Below are 21594 nucleotides of genomic sequence, written 5' to 3' on the forward strand. Positions count from 1 at the left end.
CCGGTCGGCTCGTCGTGGCGGTCAGCTGTGCTCGGCGACCGGTTTCTCCGCCCAGTGGGGTTCGGCCCGTCCGTAACCGGTCGCCGGGAACGGGTAGTCGGGAAATTCGGCCAGCGCCGGTGCCGCGGTGACGATCCGGCCGTGCGTCACCGTGGCCCGCGAGCCGGGCACTGCCGGAGCGGGATGATCCGGGGTGCGGCCCCGTTCGGAGAGCAGCCAGGTCGCGGTCCGGGCCAACGACACCCGCACGTCGCGACCGCGTCCATCGGCAGACCGCGCGGCGAGAGCGTCGACGACGCCGGCCGCGAGAAGATAGCCGGAGGCGTGGTCGAGGGCTTGCGCGGGCAGCGCACCGGGCATCGCCGACGCCCCTTCGATCACCGCGATCCCGCTCGCGGCCTGCACGATACTGTCGAAACCGCGTCTGCCCGCCCACGGGCCGGTGAATCCCCAGGCGCTCACCCGGGCGTGCACCAGGCCCGGCCGCCCGGTGAGTCCCAGTCGTTCCAGCGCGCCCGGCCGATAACCGGTGACCAGCACATCGGCGGAATCGAGCAGTCCTTCCCACTGCGCGGTCGCCGCCCGCAGATCCAACAGGGTGGAATGCTTGCCCTGACCGGTATCGATGAACTGCCAGGGAATTTCCGGGATCCGCGGTGGGTCCACCCGCAGCACTTCGGCGCCGAGCAGCGCCAGCGCCCGAGTTGCCACCGGGCCGGCGATCACCCGCGTGAGATCCAGTACCCGGACTCCCTGCAGCGGCTGGTACGGGGTGCCGGACAGCGGCACGGTGTACCGGGATCGGTCGGCGCGTTCCACCAGGGCGACCAGCGGTCCCGCCCCGGCCGCGCCGGCCTGTGGCGACGCGCGCCACTGCGCCTCGTCGCGAACCCGCACCGCGATCGCGCCGCGGGCCGCCGCCAATTCCTCCAGATCGGCGGCGCGGATCACGGCCATCTGAGCCTCGGCGAGTGCTACCGGGGCGTCCTCGGGTAGCTCGAGCGCGGCCAGCAGGCGGGCCCGGTGGTGCGGATAGTTCGCATGGGTTCGGACCCAGCCGTCGAACGTGGGAAAGAAGCCGGAGAGATCGGCGAAACCGTCGACGGGTGCGCCGTCGATCCGGAGCAGGCGGTCGCTGGTGAAGGACGCCGCGATCCGCTCCGGATCCAGCCGGTGCCGGATGGGCGCGGTACCGGTGGCCTGCCGATAACGACCGGCCGCGGCGGTGAAGGCCCGCACCGATCCCGCGGCGAGGCCCCAGACCGGCAGGGTGGCGGCCAGATACTGTCCGGGGTCCGGCCAGTCGACCGGGCCGGACCCGCCGACGCCTGCCCCGTCCTCATAATCACGTACCAGTCGTGCGCCCACGTCCACCGCACCGAGCGTACTGGTCGGTGCCGCCGGCGCGCACCGAGTCACTCGACGGCACAGCGATTTTCATCACACGGTCACCGGAGCGACCGGGACGATCAGCCGGCGATCCCCACGCCGGCCCCGCCGGGAGCACGGCGGGTACGCCACCAGAGACCGGCCCACGACACCAGCACGCATGCCGCCACCAGCACCCGGACCTCCAAGAGCATGCTTTCGGGATAGATCACCCCGGTCAGGTAATGATCGATGAATCCCTCCGGCGGCAGTCCGCTGATCCCGGCGCGCTGCCGGGCCCAGTTCTCGCCGTAGGTCAGCGGGCAGTCGTAGCCGATCAGCACCGTGCCGAAACCCCAGGCAGCGGCCAGGCCGTGCAACCAGATGGTGCGCGGCAGGCGCCAGGCCACGAAACCACCCGCCACCACATAGCCGATGAACAGCAGATGCACGGCGGCGATCAGATCGGCGAGCAGCCGGTACCACACCCTTCCAGGGTATGTCCTCGCGCCGCCGTCGGCATCGGATTTACCACGGAGACGGCCGGTAGTCCTTCAGGAAGCAGCCGTACACGTCCTCGCCGGCTTCACCGCGCACGATCGGGTCGTAGACCCGCGCCGCGCCGTCCACCAGGTCGAGGGGCGCGTGGAAGCCTTCCTCGGCCAGCCGGACCTTGGTGTAGTGCGGGCGCTCATCGGTGATCCATCCGGTATCGACCGCCGTCATGAGGACGCGGTCGACGGTGAACATCTCGTTCGCGCTGGTGCGGGTGAGCATGTTCAGCGCCGCCTTGGCCATATTGGTGTGCGGATGTCCCGGGCCTTTGTAGCCGCGGGAGAACTGGCCCTCCATCGCCGACACGTTCACCACGTATTTCCGCCGCGCGGCGGCCGCTGCCAGCGCGGGACGCAGCCGGGAGACGAGGATGAACGGCGCCACCGAGTTGCACAGCTGCACTTCCAGCAGTTCGGTCGGATCGACGTCGCCGACGGTGTGCACCCAGCTGTTGGTGTGCGCGAGATCGGGAACGAGGCCGCCGGCGTCGATGGCCACGCCGCGAGCGATCCGGTCGGGAGTGGCCGACCCCGCCACGAGCGCGAGTTCCGCGACGTCGGCGCCGTTCAGGGTGGGTGTGAGGGAAGCGGTGAGCGCCGTCGGATGGGCCCGGGTGGTCTGGCCGAAGGTGACCTTCTCGGGTAGTTGCCCGGCCGGCAGCGGGCCGGATTCGGCGGCGGCCAAGGCGCTGTAGGCGCCGGGGGAGCGGCGAACGGTCTGCGCCGCGTTGTTGATGAGGATATCCAGCGGCCCCTGGGCGGCGACATCATCTGCCAGCGCCACCACTTGGGCGGGGTCGCGCAGGTCGATTCCCACGATCCGGAGCCGGTGCAGCCAGTCGCCGCTGTCGGGCTGTGCGGCGAAACGGCGGATCGCATCGTTGGGGAATCGCGTGGTGATGGTGGTGTGCGCGCCGTCGCGCAGCAGCCGCAGGGCGATGTACATGCCGATCTTCGCGCGGCCACCGGTGAGCAGGGCGCGGCGGCCGGTCAGGTCGGTGCGGGCATCGCGCCGCGCATGACTCAGGGCCGCGCAGTCCGGGCACAGCTGGTGGTAGAAGGCGTCGACGCGGGTGTACTTCTCCTTGCAGATATAGCAGCCGCGGGGCCGCAGCAGCGTTCCGGCGGAGCCGCCGCTGGTGGCCGAACTGATCGGGATGCCCGCGGTCTCGTCGTCGATTCGGTTCGGCGAACCGGTGGCCGTGGCGGCCACGACGGCACGATCGGCGTCGGTTTTGGCCTGCCGGGCGACGGTCCGGCGCTGTCGTTTGAGTTCTTTGAACAGTCGGCCGACCGCGCGCTGCACGGTGCTCGAGTCCGGGTGGCCGGGGTCCAGCTGTCCTGCCTGGTCGAGTACGCGCAGACAGGTGGCCAGGTCGTCGGGATCGATACTGGGCTCGGGCTCGGACATCGGTACGGGGAATTTCCTTCGTGAGCTGGGAAAGCGTGGCCACCATTGTGGCAAGAGCGGCGGGCGTGGGCGCAGGCGGGCCGTCCTGCCCGTCGTCCACCGCCCCCCACTTCGTTGACATAGCGCCAATAGTGCGAGAAAGTCGTTCCGACGATCCGGTGCCCCGGCGCCGGGCTGGGTGATCACGAGCAGAGGACGCGGATATGGCACGCCCCGCATGGAGCGACGACGAGGTCGAGGCGGTACGGGAACTCGCGCGCAACTACTTCGAGAAGGAAGTGGTGCCGCACGAGGAGAAGTTCATCGAACAGGGCCACCCGGACAAGGCGCTGTACCGGCGGGCCGGAGAGCTCGGCCTGCTGTGCCCGGCGGTCGCCGAGGAGTTCGGCGGTGGCGGCGGCAGCTTCGCGCACGAGGCCGCGATCATCGAAGAGCAGGTCCGGGCCGGCGATGGAGCGCTCGGTATCCCGGTGCACAGCTCGATCATCGCGCCCTATCTCGCCGAATTCGGTTCCGCGGAGCTCAAGAACCGAGTCCTGCCCAAGGCGTCGAGCGGCGAGATGGTGCTGTCCATCGGGATGACCGAACCCGGTACCGGCTCGGATCTGCAGGCGATCAAAACCCGTGCGGTCCGCGAAGGCGACGAGTACGTGATCACCGGGTCGAAGATCTTCATCTCCAACGGCTGGCTCTGCGACGGCATCATCATCGCCGCCAAGACCGATCCCGAGAAGGGGGCGGCCGGCGTCTCGCTGCTGTTCGCCGAAGTCGGCGACGATACGCCCGGTTTCACCCGCGGCCGGATCCTGTCCAAGATCGGCGGCAAGGGGCAGGACACCGCCGAACTGTTCTTCGACGGACTCCGGGTCCCCGCCGCGAATCTGCTGGGCGGTGCCGAGGGCCAAGGCTTTTACCAGATGATGCAGCTACTGGCACAGGAGCGGCTGGTCACCGCCATCATGGCGGTGGCGATGATGGAACGCGCCGTCGAGTTGACGGTCGAGTACACCAAGGGCCGCGAGGCCTTCGGCAAACCGCTGTTCGCCATGCAGAACACCAGGTTCGAATTGGCCGAGTGCGCGACCATCGCCCGGACGAACCGTGTCTTCCTCGACGACTGCATCACCCGCCACCTGCGTGGTGAGCTCGATATCCAGTCGGCGGCCATGTCCAAGTACTGGTCCACCGATCAGCTCGGTGTCGTCGTGGACCGCTGCCTGCAACTCTTCGGCGGCTACGGCTATATGACCGAATATCCGATCTCTCAGCTGTACACCGGCGCCCGGGTGCTGCGCATCCTCGCCGGCAGCAACGAGGTGATGAAAGATCTCATCGCGCGTGGGCTCTGATCTCGAACCTTCGGCCGCCGCCGCGGCACAGTGCCCGCCCGCTCCCGGCCTGCCCGGGTCCGGCGGAAACGCGGCGGACGAGCCGCCGCGGCGTCGGCGCCTCGAACCCGACGAGCGCCGGGCCCAGATCCTGGCCCAGGCCATCGAGATGTTCGGTGAGCGTCCCTACGCGGCGGTGTCCACCGCGGAACTGGCGCACCGCGCCGGGGTGGCCCGCGGCCTGATCAACCACTATTTCGGCAATAAGCGCGACCTCTACCTCGCGGTGGTCCGCCGGATGGTGACCCTGCCGCGCGCCGACGAACTGGCGGTACCCACCGGCAGTACCCGGGAACGGGTCGAGGCCAGCGTGCGCTGGTTGCTGGACACGATCTCCGAACACGGCAGTACCTGGGTGAAGGTGACCAGTCACGAGGGAGTCGGCGACGACCCCGAGGTGCAGCAGATCCTCGATGCCGCCGATGACGCGGCGGCACAGCGGTTGCTGGTGATGATCGGCCTGGCCGACGACGCGGCCCGAGGGGAGCCGCAGCGGGCGATGGTCCGGGCCTACGGCGGTCTGGTGAAAGTCGCGGGCCGGGAATGGCTCACCCGCGGCACGATGTCCCGTGACCAGGTGCACGCGCTGCTGGTCGATATGCTGACCACCCTCGTCACCGAATCACTGCCCCGGGTGCGCCGGGAGAGCTGAACGCTGTCGTGGTCCGGCCCGTGCCCCGGACCACGGCCAGGGGGATTTACCGAGACCCGCCGACCCGGTCCGGCTTATTCTTTCGGGGTGCCGGGCGCAGTCCATTGTTCGAGGATGCGCCGACGGCAGCTCGAAGGGATCGGTCAATGGCATATTCGCGGCGCCGGGCGGGGGAGCGCTGGCCGGAGATTCCGCCGGACCGGGACGAGGAGCCGTCGCGCGATCGTGGCCGGGCCGGGCAGCGAGGCGACCTCGGTGAATATGCCGATGACCCGTTCTTCTACGAGGAACGTCCGGTAGTCAACCCGTATTCGATCGTGGCCCTGGTGGCGGCCCTGATCCTGCTCTTCCCGGTCGCGATCGTCTTCGGGCTGATCGCGTTCGGGCATCCGCGCGGCCGGTTCATGGCCTTTGCCGCGCTGGTGCTGGGGGTGCTCGAGGTGGCGCTGCTGGCCGCCTTCGTGCTGCTGCCCAGGGAGACAGCCGAGGACGTGTTCGCCGGTTTCGGGGACGCGGTGGGCGATATGACGGGTACGCAGGTGCCGGATGATCCCGTGACGATATCGCCACCCACCTCGGACAGCGCGAGCCCGACCGGAACCCCGGCGACTGCCGCGCCCTCGGCGTCGGTGAGCGGATCCGCGACGGTGCCCGCTGCCGAGCTCGATACCGCCTGCCCCGAACCGGCGCTGGTCGGCGCCGCCGCCGACGGCGGCACGCTGCTGTGCCTGACCGAGGTGGACTCGGTCACCGGATACCAGTGGTCGGGCCCGTACCGGGTGGGCGAGGCCGTACGCGAGGAAGGAGGGAGTTGCACCGGCGGCACGAACGTGACCGCCCGCACCTCCGGCGGATACGCACTCGTCTGTGAGAACGGCGCATGGGTTCTCTGGTCCTCGTGAGGCCTCACCCCCTCGTCGTGCGGACCTATTCGGCCGGGTCCGGCTTGCGTGCCCGACTGGGCTGCACTCGTGGCGGCTCGTTCGGCATCTTCGGGTACTGGGGCGGCCAGGGCGCGTCCATGAGGCCCGACGCCAGATCGCGTTCCGACATCCGCAGCAGCGGTTCGATGGTCTGCGGCGGGCGATTCTCCCAGGGATCGCCGTGCTCGGCGAGGCGGGCGGGAACCGTCGCGATCGTGAGCTCTTCGGGAACCACGGCATCGAGTTCGGACCAGGTCAGCGGCGTGGACACCTGTGCGCCGACCTTGGGCCGCACACACCATGCGCCGAACACCGTTTTGTGCGGGGCATTCTGGTTGTAATCCACGAAGACCCGCCGGCCCCGTTCCTCTTTCCACCAGTGCGCGGTGATGTCGTCGGGATGTCGGCGTTCCAGCTCGCGGGCCAGCGCGACGGCCGCGGCGCGCACCTCGTAGCCGTCCCAGCGTGGTTCCAGCGCGATATAGAGGTGCAGGCCGCGCGAGCCGGAGGTTTTCACCCAGGTTTCGATACCGAGTTCGGAGCACAGTTCCCGGGTGTGTACGGCGGCCGCGCGCAACTCGTCGAATCCGATTCCCGGGGAGGGATCGAGGTCGATCCGGAGCTGGTCGGCGATCCGTAGATCAGCGGCGGTGTTCGGCCAGACATGGAAGCCGAGGCACCCCTGGTTCACCGCCCACAGCACATGGGCCATATCGTGCGCCACCAGAGCATCGCTGGTCGTGCCGTTCGGGGTGGAGACCTCGACCGTGTGCAGCCAGTCCGGGGCCGATTTCGGCACCCGCTTCTGGAACCAGGATTTTCCCGATGCGCCGTCGGGATAGCGTTCCAGCAGCAGCGGCCGCCCGCCGTTGACGCGGAGGAACGGCTCGGCGACCTGCTGGTAGTAGCGGACCAGATCCAGTTTGGTCTCGCCGCGGCGGGCGAAGTACACCTTCGAGGGGTTGCTGATGCTGAGCACCCGGCCGGCGACTTCGATATCGACGGATTCGCTCATTTCGTCACCGGGGAGCCGAAGATCTCGCGCAGTTCGGCGGGTGCCGCCTCGTCGAGCTGGGCGTAGGTGCACGAATCGGGGGTGCGGTCGGCGCGGAACCGAGCCAGCCGCCCGCCGTGCCGGAACCGGCCGGATTGCAAGTGCTCGTACCTGACCTCGGCCACGAGTTCCGGGCGCAGCGCCTCCCAGGACAGATCCTTGCCGCCACTCCAGCGACTCACCCCACCGGGCATCGTCGCGCCGGACTCCGCCTGAGCCACGGCATCGGCCCATTCCCGCCAGGGATGATCGTCCAGCGCGTTCTTCCGATAGGGAGCGAGCTCCTCGATCAGCGCGGTGCGCCGGGCGGCGGTGAAACTGCTCGCCACTCCCACATGGTGCAGCCGGCCCGCGTCGTCGTACAGGCCGAGCAGCAGCGACCCGACGCCCTGCCCGTCCTTGTGCCAGCGGAAACCCGCGACCACGCAATCGGCGGTGCGCTCGTGTTTGACCTTGAGCATCACCCGTTTGTTCTGCTGGTAGGGCTGATCGTCGGCCTTCACCATGACACCGTCGAACCCGGCGCCCTCGAACCGGGTGAACCAGTCCTGGGCGATTTCCGGATCGCCGGTGAGCGGGGTGAGATGCACCCGTCCCGGCGCGGCGTCCAGAATCGTCTCGAGCAGGCGGCGCCGCTCGGCGAACGGCGCCGCGGTCAGATCCCGGTCGTCCAGTGCGAGCAGGTCGAACGCGACGAAACTGGCCGGCGTCTCCGCGGCGAGTTTGGCGACCCGTGAGGCCGCCGGATGCAACCGCTGCTGCAGCACATCGAAATCCAGTCCGTGTTCGGTGACCATCACGATCTCCCCGTCCACGACGCAACGCTGCGGGAGCGCGGATCGCAACAGCTCGGCGACCTCGGGGAAGTATCTGGTCAGCGGCCGGTCGTTGCGGGACCCGAGTTCCACGTCGTCGCCGTCCCGGAACACCACACAGCGGAACCCGTCCCATTTGGGTTCATAACTGAGCCCCGGGCCCGGCGGGATATCCGGCGCGGATTTGGCCAGCATCGGCCGTACGGGCGGCATCACCGGTAGATCCACACGATCCTCCTCGGGTTGATCCTCACCCGTATCGACGCCGCGGCCGGCGCCGAATCATCGCACCCGATGATAGGAGAACGCTGCGACAGATCGTCGGATCCGGCCGTTCAGTCCTCGATCCAGCCCTGTTCCGCGGCGAAATCGGTGAGCCGTTCCCGGATCGCGACGATCTCCCCGGCGGTCAACGCCGGGGAGGCGTCGAGGAGCAGTTCGGTCACCAGCCGGGTGTGCTCGTCGGCCGTGAGCCGGGCGCCCTCACGAGCCGCCGGTTTCGGCCGGATGTGCTGGCCCCGGGGCGAGCGGAGGTTGATGGCTTTGGGACCGCGATCACCCTCGGTGACATCGAATTCGAACACCCGGCCCTGCCGGAGTTCGTCCTCGCCGAGGCCGATATCGTTGACATGGACGAACACGTCGGGTCCACCGTCCTCGGGCCGGATGAATCCGAAACCTCGTGATCCGTCGAACGACACCAATTTCCCGCTGGCCACCACACCGCTCCTCGCCGCAGTTCTGCTGGTCACTCTATATCCGGTTTTTCCCCGTCGGTGGCCGAAAGCGCCTTTTGCAGGGAGTTGAACACGGTGAGCCCCTGCCCGACCATGCCGTTGAGCAACTCGCTCACCCCGTCCGGCCCGTTCAGAACGGTCAGATTCGCGTTGGACAGTCCGCGGGCGGCTTGCTCCACGATCAGCGGCAACTGCTCGATGAGCAGCTGGTCGAGCGCGATCCGGTTGTGCGAAGCCGCCGCCTCGGCCTGGATCCTGGTGCGGTTGGCCTCGGCCTCGGCCAGGATCCGGACCCGGTCGGCCTCGGCCTGCGCCGGTTTCACGACCTCGGCCTGCAGCTGCTGTTCGCGCAGCTCGGCCTCCTTGCGGGCCTGGGCGGCCTGGGCGCCGAGCACTTCCTGCTGCGCGAGGGCGGCGGCGAGCGGCCCGGCGGCGGCCGCTTCGGCTTGGGCCTTGTCGATATCGCGCTGATAGCCGGCCTTGAGGATGGACGTCTCCCGCGAGTACTCGGCCTGTTTACGCAGAGATTCCTGTTCGGCTTCGGCCGAGCGCTGGGCGGCCTGCGACTTCGCGATCTGCGCGTCCCGGTGCACGGCAGCGTTGTGCGGTGCGGCGAGGGCCGAGATATACCCGAGATCGCCGTCGTCGATGGACTGGATCTGGAACGAGTCGACCCAAAGGCCGATATTGCTCATCTCCACCTTGGAGGCGACGAGGACCTCGTCGGCGAGGCGCTGGCGTTCCCGGATGATCTCCTCCACCGTCATCGAACCCACGATGGACCGCAGGTGCCCGGAGAAGATCCGCCCGGTCAGCACCGACATCTCCTGTTCCTGTTCGGAGAGGAAACGCTGGGCGGCGTTCACGATCGAGGCGGTATCGTTGGCGACCTTGAAGGCGATCACCGCGCGCACCTGCAGCACGATGGCCTGCTGGGTGACGCACCGTTCGGTGATCTCTGCCTCGAACATGGCCAGCGACAGATACCGGACCTTGCGGAACAGCGGCATGACCCAGGTGCCGCGTCCGATGATCACCCGGAACGGCGTGGCATCGCGGCTCTTGGCCCCGCTGACCAGCATGGCCTCGTCCGGATCCGGTACGTGGTAACCCAGCACGTATGACTCCCTCGCGTTTGGTTCTGCTACGGCGCCGGGTCCGGGACCAGAGGTATCCAGGGCACCACATCGGCGATGCGCCCGGAATCGACAGCGACGACCAGCACGGTGCTCCCGGCCGCGATCGCTTCGGCGGCGCGTGCGATATATCCCTCGGTTCCCCCTCGTACAGCGACCAGGACCTCACCCAGCATCCCGGGGCCTCGGATCGGCGAGATCAGCTTACCCGTCGACCCGACGACTTCGTCGTGCATTATCTGCTGAACCTCCTTGCCCGGCCGTACCTTCCGCGAACCGTTCGCCGACCGGCCGCAGATTCACCGATAGAGTCCGCGGTAGGCGCCGAGCATAGCGACGAGATGGTCGACGATCTCCGTACGAGTAGCGCGCAGGGAGCCGTTCAGCCAGGCCGAGAACATTCCCGCGTTGCCGCTGGCCATCGTGACGGCCGCGAGCCGGCGCCGGACCGGATCCTCGATCCGATCGAAGAGGTGGTCCTGGATGAGTCGGGTGAAGGCGGGCATCACGGCGATGGTGGTCTGCCCGAGTCCGGTGCTGGAATAGGGCTCCACCAGGAACAGCCTGGATTTTCGCGGATCCTCGAGGACTTTGTCCACCAACGCTTCCGAGAGTGCCCGGTCACGAGATGCGTCGTCGGCGACCGCGAAGGCGGTCATCGGACCCAGGAAATCGTCGGCGATCTGCCGGTACAGGACGTCGAGCAGTTCGTCACGGCTGGCGAAACTTTCGTAGAAGTACCGGTCGGTGAGGTTGGCGCGGCGGCAGACCGCGCGCATGGTGACTCCCGCGGCGCCGGATTCGCCGATCAGATCCAGTGCGGCCTCGAGCAGTGCGCCGCGCCGGGCCTGCTTCCGTTCCGAAAGCGTGGTGCCACCCCAGATCCTGGGTCCGCCGTCGTCCGATCGCTGATCTGCATGCACGGGTCCACAGTAGTGCGCCCGCGGACCCGGTCGACTCGAGGCGGTGGGCGTATCGGGTCACGGGGCGGGTAGGGCGCCGGGGTCCGGTTGCCGGGCGATGAGCACTGCCCGGCCGTGGTCGAGGTCGATCCGGTCCCGTGGCGGCGCGCCGTCGGTGTCCTCGTCGCGCAGCATGCTCTGCGCGGCGCGCTGGTCCAGTTCGTCGCGCTTGCTGCCGTACCAGAACGCGGTGATCTCCTCGACCCCTGCGGCCGCGAGCCGTGTCGAGGTGTGGCCGCCGCTCGCCCGGCCGGCCTTCGGGAAGCGTGCGTACACCCAGCGCGCCGCGGCGACCACGGCGAGCAGGAACATGCACAGAGGTGCGCCGAGAAAGAGGGCATCCACGGCTCCAGGGTAGAGCCGCCGCCGGACGGATGCGATCCGCCGGGTCCGAGCACGGCCACGATATCGGCGCACGCCGGGGTGCCCGACCGGCGAATCCCGCGACTAGGGTGAAACGCGTGGTTGTGCTCGCTGTGATGCTGTTCGCGGTGGCCACGGCGACGACTGTGTTCGTCGTCGCCGGAGGGGCCACCGCCCGGGTCGACCGCCCGGTGCACGACTGGGTGCTCACGTGGCGGGACGAACCGCTCACCACGGCGGCCACGGTGATCACTCATCTCGGGGGGTCGGCGGCCATGTGGCTACTGGCGATCCTGGTGTGCGCGATATTGCTGAAGCGCGGGGCCCGGGCGGATCTGTTGCTCGTCGCCGGTGTGGGCGCGGCCTCGGCGATCCTGGTCCCCGTATCGAAGCAGCTGATCGGCAGAGCACGGCCACCGGCCGCGGATCGGCTGGTCGAGGTCGGTGAATCGGCGTTCCCTTCCGGGCACAGCCTCGGCTCCGCTGCCGTAGTGGGCGTGGTCGCCGTCCTGTTCTGGATGCGGTCTCGGCACCGGATCCTGCGTTGGGCGGTGGCGGTGCTCGCGGCGGTTTTCGTCACGCTGGTGGGGCTGTCGCGGATCTATCTGGGAGTGCACTGGCCGACGGATGTACTGGCCGGTTGGACGCTGGGCGGGTTGCTCATCGTACTGGGCCTGCTGGCGCGGCGCCGGATAGCGGACCCGGTGTCCCGGGATGGGCAGCCAGTCACAGATTCCGCGGGCTCGATGCGATCCGTCGCCTCGGGATACCATCGCTGACCGTCGCTCAGCGGCCTCGTTCCAGCTCGAGACCGGCCGCGCGCCACCCGGCGATGCCACCGTCCAGGCTGTAGGCGGTATGCCCGGTGCGGCGTGCGATCGCGGCGAACTGCCGCGAGATATCGCCGGTGGGGCAGGTGAAGACCACCGGATGGGCCCGGGAGAACGGTGTGCCGTGTGCGAACAGGTCGGTGAGGCGGTCGTCGGGAATATTGATCGCACCCGGGATATGGGCGACCCGGTAGGCCATGGCGCCCCGGGTGTCCACGATGGCCGGACGCGCGTTGTGTGCCAGTTCGGCCAATTCGGCGGGGGTGAGCAGGGGCGCGGCGGCAATCTCCGCCGGGTCCGGCGTCGGGCGCTCGCCGTCGCGACCGAACAGGTCCGGACGGCGCTGTTGGATATAGGAAAGGTACGGCTCCAGCCGGTCGCAGACGATGACCACCGCGACGAGCGGCTCGTCTGCCGGGTCGCGGCGACCGAGTACGGTGCGCGCGGCCGCGTAGGCGGCGCCACTGGTGGGTCCGGCGAGTACGCCGTAACCGGTGGCGAGCTCGAGCGTCGCTTCGATCGCCGGGCCGGATTCGACAGTGACGATCTCGTCGTAGAAATCCGGTTGGAAAAGGCCCACTTCCCACATCTCTCGTTCCGAGCGGATACCGGGGATGAAGTCCTCGCGCTCGGACACCACCGCCACCGTCCGCAGCTCGGGATGATATTTCCGTAGGTAGCTGCCCGCTCCGCGACTGGAACCGGTGGTGCCCAGTCCACCGAAGAGGTAGTCGACGCGGTCGATCCCGGCGGCCGCGAGATCCTCGTGGATCTCGCGGCCCGTCCCGTCGTGATGGGCGATGACGTTCTTCTCGCTGGTGTACTGCGACAGATGCCGGAACCTGGCCGGTTCCGCGGCCAGGGCTGCGTCGATCGCCGAGTACACATCGTTGGGGGCGGTGGGGTCCGGGCATTCGGACAGCCCGGGGAGTTCGACGATCTCGGTGCCGATCAGCCGGAGCAGATCCCGTACCTCGCCGACCTTGATCCGGTTGGTCGTGGCCCGCAACCCGATTCCGTGGACCGCCCCCAGGATGCGCAGCGCCTTGGCGGTGTTGCCGCTGGATGCCTCGATCAGCGTCCGGTCCTGCGCGCGAAGGGCATCGATCTCGTCCCGCAGCATCGCCCACGCGACCCGGTCCTTGACCGAGCCGAACGGATTGTGTGATTCCAGCTTGGCGTAGAGCTCGACGCCGTCGAGTCCGTGCACGGCCGGATCCAGGCGGAGCAGGGGAGTGTCACCGATCAGATCGGTGATGTGCTGGTAGATCGTCACGAAACCTCGGGAGACTCGGAGCCGGTGGTCGGGAACGGCAGTGGCCGGTAGTCCGCGTCGGGGGTGGCCACGAACCGCCCGTCGCGGTGGTCCACCGCTACTTTCTCCGGTGGGGGGTGCATGGCGGCCACGGTGGCCGATAGATCCATGTGATAGCCCGCCGTATTCGGAAACACGAGCAGGTCTCCCGGCCGCGGCAGCCAGGGCAGCCGAACCATATGCGTCGCGACGAGATCTCGTTCCAGACAGAGCCGCCCGGCGAGGAACACGCCGACCGGACTGCCGGACGGCGCTGGAAGTGTACCGGGCAGCAGCAGCGGATCGGCCATGACCTCTTGATCCGCGGGAGTCACCGCGTCGCGGCTGAGATCGAGATGGACGAGCACACTGCCGTCGGAGGCTTCCTTCACGAACTCGACCCGGGCCACGGTGACTCCGGCCTGGTCGGCCAGCGCCTTGCCCGGTTCCAGCCAGAGATCGAGAAGGTTGTCGGCGGCGACTCGGGCGATTGCGCGCCCGCCGTGGCGTTCCAGAGGCGCGGCGAGGAACTCGGCCAGCATCTCCGCGGCGGGAACGGTGTTGGCGTACTTGTGGAACACCGGTATCCCGCGCACCGCACCGCCGTCGACCTGATAGCCGAATGTGTTTTTGCCCCAGCTCATCCGCGCACCGCGGCCGGTGAGTGATTCGCGCAAGCGGTGGACGTAGTCGTCGAAGCGCGCCCCGTCGGCAGTGAACACCTGGCGCAGACCACCGCCGATATCGAGCACCGACGGCACGAGATCGGCCGCGTAGGCTTGTTCGAGCAACGCAAAACAGGTGTCTGCGGCGCGCACCCGTTCCGTGGTGTCGCCGGTGTCGAGGTGGAAGGCCAGTCCCCGGAACACGAGCCGATCCCGGTGCCCGGCGAGGAAATTCAGCGCGCGATCGATCCGATGCACGGGGATCCCGAACCGGCTGACCTGTGAACCCGTGAAGCCGCTGACCCGGATCAGCACCGGTACCGGGGCCGCTGGGTCGGCGAGGTCGGCGAGGGTGCGCAATTCCCATTCGTTGTCGACGTTGACCGTCGTCCCGGAAGCCGCCAGAACTCGCAGGAACGCCTCTCCTTTCGGTCCGGTCACCTCGATCCGCTCGGGTTCGAATCCGGCGGTCCGGGCCGAGTCCAGTTCCCCCGCCGACGCGACATCCACGCAGATCCCGCGCACGGCCGCTGTTCGCACCAGCGCCCGGGACCGGTTCACCTTGTGCGCGTAGTAGATCCGGTAGCCCACACCCGAGTCGTCGAGTATCGCGGTCAACCGGCCGAGATTGTTGTCGAACACCTGGGGGAACAGCAGGTGCAGCGGCGTCCCGAACCGGCCCAGTACCTCATCGAGGGCAGCGCGGTCGGCGAGGAAGGATTCGACGAGTGGATCCCAGCGGGCCGGAAGTGCCGGAAGCCCAGAGTGCGGGGAGGGCTCGGCTAGCGGCCGGTGAACGGTCATTCGCGGTTCACCGATCGCGCCGGGCCCGGCCGTTCGACCACCGGGTTGTAACCACCGTCCCGTAATGCTTCGAAGGCGCGGGCGCGGTTGCGCGGGCTCCGGAACTCCGCCACCACTCGTTTGGTGTCCAGATCGATGTCCTCGACCCGGATATCCATCGACTCCAGCACTCCGCCGATCGTGCGCACGCAGTGTTTGCAAGTCATATCGGGTACATAGAAAACGCGGTCCTCCTGCCCGGAGGCCGCTCCGTCGGTGTCGTCGTTGTCGGCGTCGGCCGGCGCGGCCACCGGTGCGCAGCGGCCGATGAGTTCGGTGAAAACCTCGACGAAGTGGTCCACCACCACGGGCAGCACGCCGCGGTTCGCGCCGTCGACACGATGGGTGACCGCGGCGAGGCAGGACGGGTGCTCGCGGGCCGACAGCAGCGCGTACTGGCGGGATATGAGGTCCAGATCGTCGTGGTACCGGGCGATCGCCTGGTGAACGGTCAACCCCTCTTCCGCGGTCGCCCGGCGCATCACCCGGTGTGCGTCACCGATGGTCGCGTCCTTCATCGCCCGTAGAGTCGCGAGTGTCCGCGGGGTGTAGCGCATCGACCCGTCGGGCTCGGTGCGCAAGCTGACCGGGATCATGCCACGCCGGTATGTGGACGCCTGGAGCTCCCAGAACCAGCGGGTGGCGACCGCGGTGAATATGCCGGAATCGCGGAGTCCGCGGGCGAATCGGCCGGCGGTGCGGTAGGGCGTCTGCTGGGCGAGCAGGGCGTGCTGGGCGAGCGCCCGCCCGGCGGACTCCACACCGACCCGGAAGATATCGATCGGTTCGTGATCGGTCGTGGTACCGGCCAGCACACCGCGCGCCGCGATATCGAGACGGGACACGCGCTCGGCGAGCGCGGTGTTGCCGTCCATCTCCTGCCAGAGCGTGAGCACCGTTTCCCGCGTGACGATCGGTACGAGCGGACCGAGCCCGTCGGCGCGGTAGAACCCCGTGTTCGGAATGCCGGCGCTGTCGGTCCAGGTCATCCGGTGCGTCGCCGAGGTGACCTCGTCCGCCTGACAGGGGCGCATGAAACGCTCGAGGTACAGCCGCTGCGAGAAGGTGAGGTGACTGTCCGGTTCGGGCCGCAGCTCGGTGGCGGTGTACTCGATCCGTCGTACCCGGCCGGGCCGGGCGGCGGCGAACAGTTCGGGCCCGCTGAGTTCGGCCAGGATCCGTGCGGCGGTCCGCCGGTCGTAGCGGGTCGCATCGGTCGTGGCGGATGCGCTTTCTGTATTCACTGCAGCTCCTCGGCGAGAGTCCGGACGCAGTCGGCGAAGCGATCGATATCGTCGACGGTGGTGTAGACATGGGTGCTGACCCGCACCGATTCGGGATCGCCGGAGCTCACCGGCACGCAGTGTGCGCCGGTGCGGACGAGGAACCCGTATTCGGCGAGCACGAAACCCAGGTCGGCCGCGGAGATCCCGGCGAGGGTGAACGAGACGATGCCGTGCCCGCTGTCGTCTCCGCTGTGGGCGGGTCCGGGCAGGAAGCGCAGACCGGGGACCGTGCGCAGATCGCCGACCAGCCGGCGGGTCAGCAACCTGTTGTGCTCGGCGATCGCGGCCATTCCATAGGAGTCGAGGACCTCGAGCGCGCTACCCAGGGCGAGGATCCCGGGAATGTTCATGGTGCCGCCCTCCAACAGGCCCGGCATGGTTCCGCCGTCGAAACCGGTGACCGTGAGTGCCGCATCGGTAGCGCCCCCCGGTAGGAACGGGCGCAGTTGCGGGTGGGTCCGGCGGTGGCAGTACAGGATTCCGGTCCCCGGTGCGCCGAACATCTTGTGTGCCGCGAACACCGCGAAGTCGGCGCCCAGCGCGCCGACGTCCACGGGGAGATGGCCTCCGCTCTGGCTGCAGTCGAAACAGAGGAGTACGTGTGCGGGGATCCGGTCTCGCAGCTCGGCGAGGGTGGTCAGCGCGCCGAACACGTGGTGTAGGTGGGTGACGGTGAGCAGCCGTGTGCGCGGGCTCAGCTTCCGGGCGATATCGATCGGGTCGGCCTGTCCGGCCGGAGTGACCCGGTAAGGTACGAGTTCGATCCGGCGGTCGAACCGCGCGAGGGTATCTCGTAGCAGATACCAGGGCAGGACATTGGCTGCGTGGTCCCGGGGGCTGTAGAGGATCTCGTCGCCGTCGCGGAGGGCGGCCAGGCCCCACGACATCGCGACGGCGTTGAGTGCAGCGGTCGCGCCACCGGTGAAGACGATCTCGTCGGTATGGGCGGCGCCCAGGAAGCTCGCGGTGCGGGCGCGGATACCGGCGATTCGCTGGGTGAGGACGGTCGCCCAGGGGTAGGTGCCGCGGGCGGCGTTCGCGGTGGCCGTGGCGTGGTAGTCCCGCACCGTCTCGACGACCGCGCCGGGTTTCTGAGTTGTCGCGGCACTGTCCAGGTAGGTTTCCGCGGTATCGGCCAGCGCGGGGAACGCGGCCCGCACCCGCGGCGAGAGCAGTCCGGCCGCTGGATCCGCCGCCGCGGCACTGGCGTGAAGTTCCACTGGATCGGGACGGCGCAGGGATGATCCCATGGTGATCGCTCCTTCCGCCGATCCGCCCGGACTGCGAACAACGATACTCATTGTCGGAATGTTCGCCCAGTACGATTGTCACGCAACCGGTTTCGTGTCGTCATCGAACGGCCCCGGTGAGGTCCCGGGACATGTCGGTGGCTCGCGTTATGGTGCCCGTATGCCTCTTACCCTCGATGAACGTCAATCGTTTCTGGCCGAACCGCATATCGGTGCGCTCGCCGTATCGGCGGGGGCGGATCGGGGGCCGCTCACGGTTCCCATCTGGTATCAGTACGCGCCCGGCGGTGAGTTGTGGGTACTGACCGGTCTCGAGTCGGAGAAGTTGCGCCGGATCAGGGCGGCGGGTCGTTTCAGTCTCATGGCCGAACGCGTCGCACCGACGGTCCGCTATGTGAGCGTGGAAGGTCCCATGACCCGGGTCGAACCGATGACCGATGCCCGGCATCGCGAAATGGCCGCGCGCTACCTGCCCGCAGATCGCGTGGAGGGCTTCCTCTCCTACGCCGAGGCCGAACTCGGCGAGCAGGTGATGGTGTTCATGCAGCCGGAGCGCTGGCTGTCCGCTGATCTCGGCTGATCGGCCGTCAGTATCCGCCCTGTAGATATTCGACGAGCTGTTCGCGTTCGGTCTTCAGTTCCGAGATCGCGCTCTTGACCACATCGCCGATGCTCACGATGCCGGTGAGTCGTCCGTCGACGACCACCGGCAGGTGTCGCACTCGATGGTCGGTCATTACTCTGCGGAGTCCGTCGACATGGTCGTCGGGGCTGCAGGTGCGGACTTCTGTGGTCATGATCCGTGACACCGGGGAGTCCAGGAGCGCGGCGCCGTGCAGGTGCAGGGCGCGGACGATATCGCGCTCGGAGACTATTCCGGTGATCCGGCTGCCGTCCGGAGAGACCACCACGGCCCCGATGTTGTGTTCGGTCAGTAACGCGAGCAGGCTCCGGATATCGAGATCCGGACCGACGGTGGTGACGCTGCTGCCCTTGGTGTTCAGTATCTCGGCGATTCGCATAGTTACCATCCACATGAGCGCGGGATTACAGAATCCCCCGTGCGGTGGCCGAAAGCCAGCACGAATCGGCATCGGCCGGTTGTTCGACTGTTGTCCATGGACGCCCGGCTCTCCGAGTGGCTATTCGTCGTCGAGTCCCGCGGACAGGTACGCGGCGGCTGCCAGCCACTGGCGGCACTGCGGACCGTGTACATCATGGACGTGCAGGATCTCGCGTGCCTGCCGGTAGGTGAGTACCGGCGGTTCCGCGCTGCAATCGGTGCCCGGATCCGCGGCCGCGTAGCGGAGGAGCGATTCCTGTTGACGGCCGAGCGAGTGCGCACCGCCGGCGCTTCCCATGGCGTTCTGGTGGGGACTTCGGAATGGCTGGGTCATTCGATTGCCCCTCACTGCGACGTTGCGGGACGAGACCTCCGGCCGGCGAATCAGCTGGAGAAGATGCTGCGTATCGCCCCTCTTGTGCGCTCGAGTTTAGGCCGACGTCACTTACAAATGCAAGTACATCTGCAAACTACAGACGAAATTTCAGCGGCAACGTTCACGCCCGGCCCCCGCGCGACCGCCGCTGTGGCGCTGCACTTTCCGGCACCACAGTACCTGGGTGGGCGCGTCAGGGCTTGCGAGCCACGCCGCCGTATGCGGAAACCGGCGGCGTGTCCTCGGCGGCGCCACTGTCCGGGCGCCATCGGTTGATCGGGACCAGCCCGGGCTCCACCAGTTCCAACCCGTCGAAAGCAGTGCGGAGATCCACCAGCGGGCGCGGTACGTAGGGCACGCCGCCGGTGTCGGTGTAGTCGTGGCACAGCCTGACGTAGGCCTCGCTGTCGTCGGTGCCGTCCCACAGGACCAGATAGCTACCGGCGGTGGTCGCGTTCAGTACGGTGCGCACGATCCGCCGCATCTCCTCGGGGGAGTGTTCGTGGCCGAGTACGCCCATGAACATCACCGCCAGCGGCTGGGTGAAGTTCAGGACGTGACGCGCATCGGCGACGATGAGTTCGGGGCGGTGGTAGTCGGAGTCGAGGTAGGTGGTGACGCCCTCGTCGGTGGTGCCGGCCAGTAATGTCCGCGCATGCGCGAGGACCAGCGGATCGTTGTCGACATAGACGATCTTGGACTCCGGTGCGAAGCCCTGGGCGACTTCGTGGGTGTTCTGCATGGTGGGCAGGCCGGTGCCGATATCGAGGAACTGGCGGATTCCCTTCTCCTCGGCCAGGAATCGAACGGCGCGGATGAGGAACTGCCGGGACTGCACGGCCATGGTGGCGATCTCCGGGTCGATGGCGAGACCTGCGTCGCCGGCGATGCGGTCGACTTCGTAGTAGTCGTGGCCGCCCATCCAGTAGTTCCAGATGCGCGCGGAATGCGGAATATCCGTCCGGATCGCGGGGCGGCTGTCTTCGGTCATGGCGGACTCCTCGGCGGTGCATGGTCGGAAATATGCCGGAGCGCGGGCCGGCGGGTGGTTCCGACGGCCGGTGAAGCCGATGTCGATTGCGACAGTACAAGACTCGTCGCCGCAGGTGCGGCGAGACGATCCGGCCGGGAGGGGTGGCCGCGTCCCGCGTCGTACAGTCCCGGGCCGACGGTGTGTCGGAAGGCCTTCGAGCAGCACGAAAGTCGGGTTCGCGAGTGCGTGAGAACCCCTGGACGCGCGTCGGCGAACTTCGTGCTATCGTCCTGATGTCGGTGCAGATGCAAGAACACCTGCGTTTGCATCTGTAAGGACCGGCGGTATGCGACAGTGGCGTCAGCGACCATGAGCAAGGAGTGGGTCCTATGTCGGAAATGACCAACCAGGTGATCGGAGCCTGGCGTAAGAGCACGTTCAGCAACCCGAGCGGGAACTGCGTCGAGTTCGCCGAGGCGGCCAACAACCTGGTTGCCATACGCAATTCGCGATTCCCTGATGGCGGCGTGATCTTTTACACGCGTCCGGAGATCGATGCCTTCCTGCAGGGCGCCAAAGCGGGAGAGTTCGACGATCTGGCGGGTTGAGAGGTAGCATGGGCCGTCGGCGTGGTGCGCCCGGATCGGATGATCGGCGCACCGTGGGTTAACCCGAAAGCGGAGACGACTCCATGATCGCAGAGCCCGAGAACCGTGGTGGTACGCAATCCGTGGATGCGGAGCGTGGCCCCACGGTTCTGCGTATTGCTCTGGGCGGCCAGTTACGAAAACTGCGCGAGAGCAAGAAGATCACCCGAGAGGCCGCGGGTGATGCCATCCGCGGCTCCCATGCAAAGATCAGTCGGCTCGAGCTGGGTCGGACGAGCTTCAAAGAGCGAGACATCCGGGACCTGTTGACGCTGTACGGCGTCACCGATCCCGAGGAGCGGGAAAGCTTCCTCGAGCTCGCGCGCCGGGCGAACGAACCGGGGTGGTGGCATCGTTACGGCGACTTGCTGCCGTCCTGGTTCGGCACCTATCTGGGCCTGGAGCAGGCGGCCAGCAAGATCCGTACCTACGAATCGCATCTGGTGCCCGGTCTGTTGCAGACCCCGGATTACGCGCGGGCCGTGGTGACGCTCGGTTACGAGGACGCCGATACCGATCGGCGGGTGGCGTTCCGGCAGCGGCGGCAGGAGATCCTGCATCGATCCGACCCGCCCGTTATCTGGGCGGTACTCGACGAAGCGGCACTGCACCGGCCGGTGGGCGGTGCCGACGTGCATCGGGCGCAGATGGAACACCTGCTCGAGCTGACGCGCCTGCCCAATGTGACGATTCAGGTGGTTCCGTTCTCCGCCGGCGAACATGCCGCGGCGGGAAGCTCTTTCACGATTCTCCGGTTCGCCGAGGCCGAACTGCCCGATATCGTCTATCTGGAACAGTTGACGAGTGCGCTGTATCTGGACCGCCGTGAGGATCTCGCACTGTATTTGTCGGTCATGGACCGGCTGAGTGTGCAGGCGGCGCCACCGGAGAAGTCACGCGGCATCATCGCCGATTACGCGAAGGGTTTGTGGGGGACAAGGTAGAGCGCCTCCCGCAGATTCGCATTCCTATCGCCTCGGTGACTCCACCACCGAGGCGATAGG

General features: G+C 67.9%; 24 protein-coding genes. 7 read left to right on the forward strand and 17 right to left on the reverse strand.

Going from position 1 to position 21594, the window contains the following annotated elements; translation table 11 throughout:
- Nucleotides 1–21 precede the first annotated feature (21 nt).
- The 3 genes from OG804_RS06485 to OG804_RS06495 form a co-directional block, all read right to left on the reverse strand.
- Nucleotides 22–1368: a CoA transferase gene (locus OG804_RS06485; RefSeq protein ID WP_442941855.1), complete on the reverse strand. Its 1347-nt coding sequence runs from the start codon at nucleotides 1366–1368 to the stop codon at nucleotides 22–24.
- Nucleotides 1369–1469: 101 nt separating this feature from the next.
- Nucleotides 1470–1856, reverse strand: coding sequence for a DUF2784 domain-containing protein (locus tag OG804_RS06490; protein WP_328394891.1), 387 nt, complete (start codon nucleotides 1854–1856; stop codon nucleotides 1470–1472).
- Between the two features lie 40 nt (nucleotides 1857–1896).
- Nucleotides 1897–3333 carry an SDR family NAD(P)-dependent oxidoreductase gene (locus OG804_RS06495; protein WP_328394893.1) on the reverse strand — a complete coding sequence of 479 codons (1437 nt, stop codon included), beginning with the start codon at nucleotides 3331–3333 and terminating at the stop codon, nucleotides 1897–1899.
- Between the two features lie 203 nt (nucleotides 3334–3536).
- Here OG804_RS06495 and OG804_RS06500 point away from each other — a divergent pair, with 203 nt between their 5' ends.
- From OG804_RS06500 to OG804_RS06510, 3 genes are all read left to right on the forward strand, one after another.
- Nucleotides 3537–4682: an acyl-CoA dehydrogenase family protein gene (locus OG804_RS06500; protein WP_328394896.1), complete on the forward strand. Its 1146-nt coding sequence runs from the start codon at nucleotides 3537–3539 to the stop codon at nucleotides 4680–4682.
- A gap of 49 nt (nucleotides 4683–4731) precedes the next feature.
- Complete coding sequence (locus tag OG804_RS06505; RefSeq protein ID WP_328398269.1) at nucleotides 4732–5373, forward strand: TetR/AcrR family transcriptional regulator; 642 nt, start codon at nucleotides 4732–4734, stop codon at nucleotides 5371–5373.
- Nucleotides 5374–5519: 146 nt separating this feature from the next.
- Nucleotides 5520–6275 (forward strand): DUF4190 domain-containing protein, encoded by a 756-nt coding sequence (locus OG804_RS06510; RefSeq protein WP_328394898.1) that lies wholly within the window; start codon nucleotides 5520–5522, stop codon nucleotides 6273–6275.
- 25 nt (nucleotides 6276–6300) lie between these two features.
- On the opposite strand, the gene ligD is transcribed toward OG804_RS06510, so the two are convergent.
- The 7 genes from ligD to OG804_RS06545 all read right to left on the reverse strand — a co-directional run bounded on the left by ligD (nucleotide 6301) and on the right by OG804_RS06545 (nucleotide 11345).
- Nucleotides 6301–7311 carry a non-homologous end-joining DNA ligase gene (gene ligD / locus OG804_RS06515; protein ID WP_328394901.1) on the reverse strand — a complete coding sequence of 337 codons (1011 nt, stop codon included), beginning with the start codon at nucleotides 7309–7311 and terminating at the stop codon, nucleotides 6301–6303.
- On the reverse strand, nucleotides 7308–8393 hold the full coding sequence (locus OG804_RS06520) for an ATP-dependent DNA ligase (protein ID WP_328394903.1): 1086 nt from the start codon (nucleotides 8391–8393) through the stop codon (nucleotides 7308–7310). Before OG804_RS06520 ends, ligD begins: the two co-directional genes overlap by 4 nt.
- Before the next feature lie 107 nt (nucleotides 8394–8500).
- Nucleotides 8501–8917, reverse strand: coding sequence for a cold shock domain-containing protein (locus OG804_RS06525; RefSeq protein ID WP_328394905.1), 417 nt, complete (start codon nucleotides 8915–8917; stop codon nucleotides 8501–8503).
- On the reverse strand, nucleotides 8914–10020 hold the full coding sequence (locus tag OG804_RS06530) for an SPFH domain-containing protein (protein ID WP_328394907.1): 1107 nt from the start codon (nucleotides 10018–10020) through the stop codon (nucleotides 8914–8916). The genes OG804_RS06525 and OG804_RS06530 overlap by 4 nt, the downstream gene beginning before the upstream one ends.
- 26 nt (nucleotides 10021–10046) lie before the next feature.
- Nucleotides 10047–10274 (reverse strand): hypothetical protein, encoded by a 228-nt coding sequence (locus tag OG804_RS06535; protein WP_328394909.1) that lies wholly within the window; start codon nucleotides 10272–10274, stop codon nucleotides 10047–10049.
- Nucleotides 10275–10337: 63 nt separating this feature from the next.
- Nucleotides 10338–10961, reverse strand: a complete 624-nt coding sequence (locus OG804_RS06540) for a TetR/AcrR family transcriptional regulator (protein ID WP_328394911.1) — start codon at nucleotides 10959–10961, stop codon at nucleotides 10338–10340.
- A 57-nt stretch (nucleotides 10962–11018) separates the two neighbouring features.
- The gene (locus OG804_RS06545; RefSeq protein WP_328394913.1) at nucleotides 11019–11345 is read right to left on the reverse strand and encodes a DUF6191 domain-containing protein; all 327 of its coding nucleotides are present in this window, start codon (nucleotides 11343–11345) and stop codon (nucleotides 11019–11021) included.
- A gap of 116 nt (nucleotides 11346–11461) precedes the next feature.
- Here OG804_RS06545 and OG804_RS06550 point away from each other — a divergent pair, with 116 nt between their 5' ends.
- Nucleotides 11462–12142 (forward strand): phosphatase PAP2 family protein, encoded by a 681-nt coding sequence (locus tag OG804_RS06550; protein ID WP_328394915.1) that lies wholly within the window; start codon nucleotides 11462–11464, stop codon nucleotides 12140–12142.
- Nucleotides 12143–12149: 7 nt separating this feature from the next.
- Here the strand turns inward: OG804_RS06550 and OG804_RS06555 are convergent, their stop codons facing one another.
- The 4 genes from OG804_RS06555 to OG804_RS06570 are packed head-to-tail and all read right to left on the reverse strand — an operon-like array spanning nucleotide 12150 to nucleotide 17582.
- Nucleotides 12150–13469, reverse strand: coding sequence for a pyridoxal-phosphate dependent enzyme (locus OG804_RS06555; RefSeq protein ID WP_328394917.1), 1320 nt, complete (start codon nucleotides 13467–13469; stop codon nucleotides 12150–12152).
- The gene (locus OG804_RS06560; RefSeq protein ID WP_328394919.1) at nucleotides 13466–14956 is read right to left on the reverse strand and encodes a decarboxylase; all 1491 of its coding nucleotides are present in this window, start codon (nucleotides 14954–14956) and stop codon (nucleotides 13466–13468) included. Before OG804_RS06560 ends, OG804_RS06555 begins: the two co-directional genes overlap by 4 nt.
- A complete protein-coding gene (locus tag OG804_RS06565) occupies nucleotides 14953–16239 on the reverse strand; it encodes a heavy-metal-associated domain-containing protein (protein ID WP_328394921.1) in 1287 nt (428 codons plus the stop codon). Before OG804_RS06565 ends, OG804_RS06560 begins: the two co-directional genes overlap by 4 nt.
- Nucleotides 16236–17582, reverse strand: coding sequence for an aminotransferase class V-fold PLP-dependent enzyme (locus OG804_RS06570; protein ID WP_328394923.1), 1347 nt, complete (start codon nucleotides 17580–17582; stop codon nucleotides 16236–16238). Before OG804_RS06570 ends, OG804_RS06565 begins: the two co-directional genes overlap by 4 nt.
- A 109-nt stretch (nucleotides 17583–17691) precedes the next feature.
- Between OG804_RS06570 and OG804_RS06575 the strand changes: the two genes are divergently transcribed.
- Nucleotides 17692–18111, forward strand: a complete 420-nt coding sequence (locus tag OG804_RS06575; protein ID WP_328394925.1) for a pyridoxamine 5'-phosphate oxidase family protein — start codon at nucleotides 17692–17694, stop codon at nucleotides 18109–18111.
- A 7-nt stretch (nucleotides 18112–18118) separates the two neighbouring features.
- Here OG804_RS06575 and OG804_RS06580 read toward each other — a convergent pair whose 3' ends face one another.
- From OG804_RS06580 to OG804_RS06590, 3 genes are all read right to left on the reverse strand, one after another.
- Complete coding sequence (locus OG804_RS06580; protein ID WP_328394927.1) at nucleotides 18119–18553, reverse strand: CBS domain-containing protein; 435 nt, start codon at nucleotides 18551–18553, stop codon at nucleotides 18119–18121.
- Between the two features lie 120 nt (nucleotides 18554–18673).
- Nucleotides 18674–18928, reverse strand: coding sequence for a hypothetical protein (locus OG804_RS06585; RefSeq protein ID WP_328394929.1), 255 nt, complete (start codon nucleotides 18926–18928; stop codon nucleotides 18674–18676).
- 235 nt (nucleotides 18929–19163) lie between these two features.
- Nucleotides 19164–19961, reverse strand: coding sequence for an SAM-dependent methyltransferase (locus tag OG804_RS06590; RefSeq protein WP_328394931.1), 798 nt, complete (start codon nucleotides 19959–19961; stop codon nucleotides 19164–19166).
- 371 nt (nucleotides 19962–20332) lie between these two features.
- Between OG804_RS06590 and OG804_RS06595 the strand changes: the two genes are divergently transcribed.
- Nucleotides 20333–20551 (forward strand): DUF397 domain-containing protein, encoded by a 219-nt coding sequence (locus tag OG804_RS06595; protein ID WP_328394933.1) that lies wholly within the window; start codon nucleotides 20333–20335, stop codon nucleotides 20549–20551.
- Between the two features lie 83 nt (nucleotides 20552–20634).
- Entirely contained in the window at nucleotides 20635–21534 is a 900-nt protein-coding gene (locus tag OG804_RS06600; RefSeq protein WP_328394935.1) for a helix-turn-helix domain-containing protein, read from the forward strand.
- Nucleotides 21535–21594 lie beyond the last annotated feature (60 nt).

Source organism: Nocardia sp. NBC_00416, assembly GCF_036032445.1.
Lineage (GTDB): Bacteria > Actinomycetota > Actinomycetes > Mycobacteriales > Mycobacteriaceae > Nocardia.

Coding starts and splice junctions, on each gene's coding strand:
- OG804_RS06495 (WP_328394893.1), bottom strand. CDS start 3,333: ATGTCCGAGCCCGAGCCCAGTATCGATCCCGACGACCTGGCCACCTGT.
- OG804_RS06500 (WP_328394896.1), top strand. CDS start 3,537: ATGGCACGCCCCGCATGGAGCGACGACGAGGTCGAGGCGGTACGGGAA.
- OG804_RS06510 (WP_328394898.1), top strand. CDS start 5,520: ATGGCATATTCGCGGCGCCGGGCGGGGGAGCGCTGGCCGGAGATTCCG.
- ligD (WP_328394901.1), bottom strand. CDS start 7,311: ATGAGCGAATCCGTCGATATCGAAGTCGCCGGCCGGGTGCTCAGCATC.
- OG804_RS06535 (WP_328394909.1), bottom strand. CDS start 10,274: ATGCACGACGAAGTCGTCGGGTCGACGGGTAAGCTGATCTCGCCGATC.
- OG804_RS06560 (WP_328394919.1), bottom strand. CDS start 14,956: ATGACCGTTCACCGGCCGCTAGCCGAGCCCTCCCCGCACTCTGGGCTT.
- OG804_RS06570 (WP_328394923.1), bottom strand. CDS start 17,582: ATGAGTATCGTTGTTCGCAGTCCGGGCGGATCGGCGGAAGGAGCGATC.
- OG804_RS06575 (WP_328394925.1), top strand. CDS start 17,692: ATGCCTCTTACCCTCGATGAACGTCAATCGTTTCTGGCCGAACCGCAT.
- OG804_RS06580 (WP_328394927.1), bottom strand. CDS start 18,553: ATGCGAATCGCCGAGATACTGAACACCAAGGGCAGCAGCGTCACCACC.
- OG804_RS06585 (WP_328394929.1), bottom strand. CDS start 18,928: ATGACCCAGCCATTCCGAAGTCCCCACCAGAACGCCATGGGAAGCGCC.
- OG804_RS06590 (WP_328394931.1), bottom strand. CDS start 19,961: ATGACCGAAGACAGCCGCCCCGCGATCCGGACGGATATTCCGCATTCC.
- OG804_RS06595 (WP_328394933.1), top strand. CDS start 20,333: ATGTCGGAAATGACCAACCAGGTGATCGGAGCCTGGCGTAAGAGCACG.
- OG804_RS06600 (WP_328394935.1), top strand. CDS start 20,635: ATGATCGCAGAGCCCGAGAACCGTGGTGGTACGCAATCCGTGGATGCG.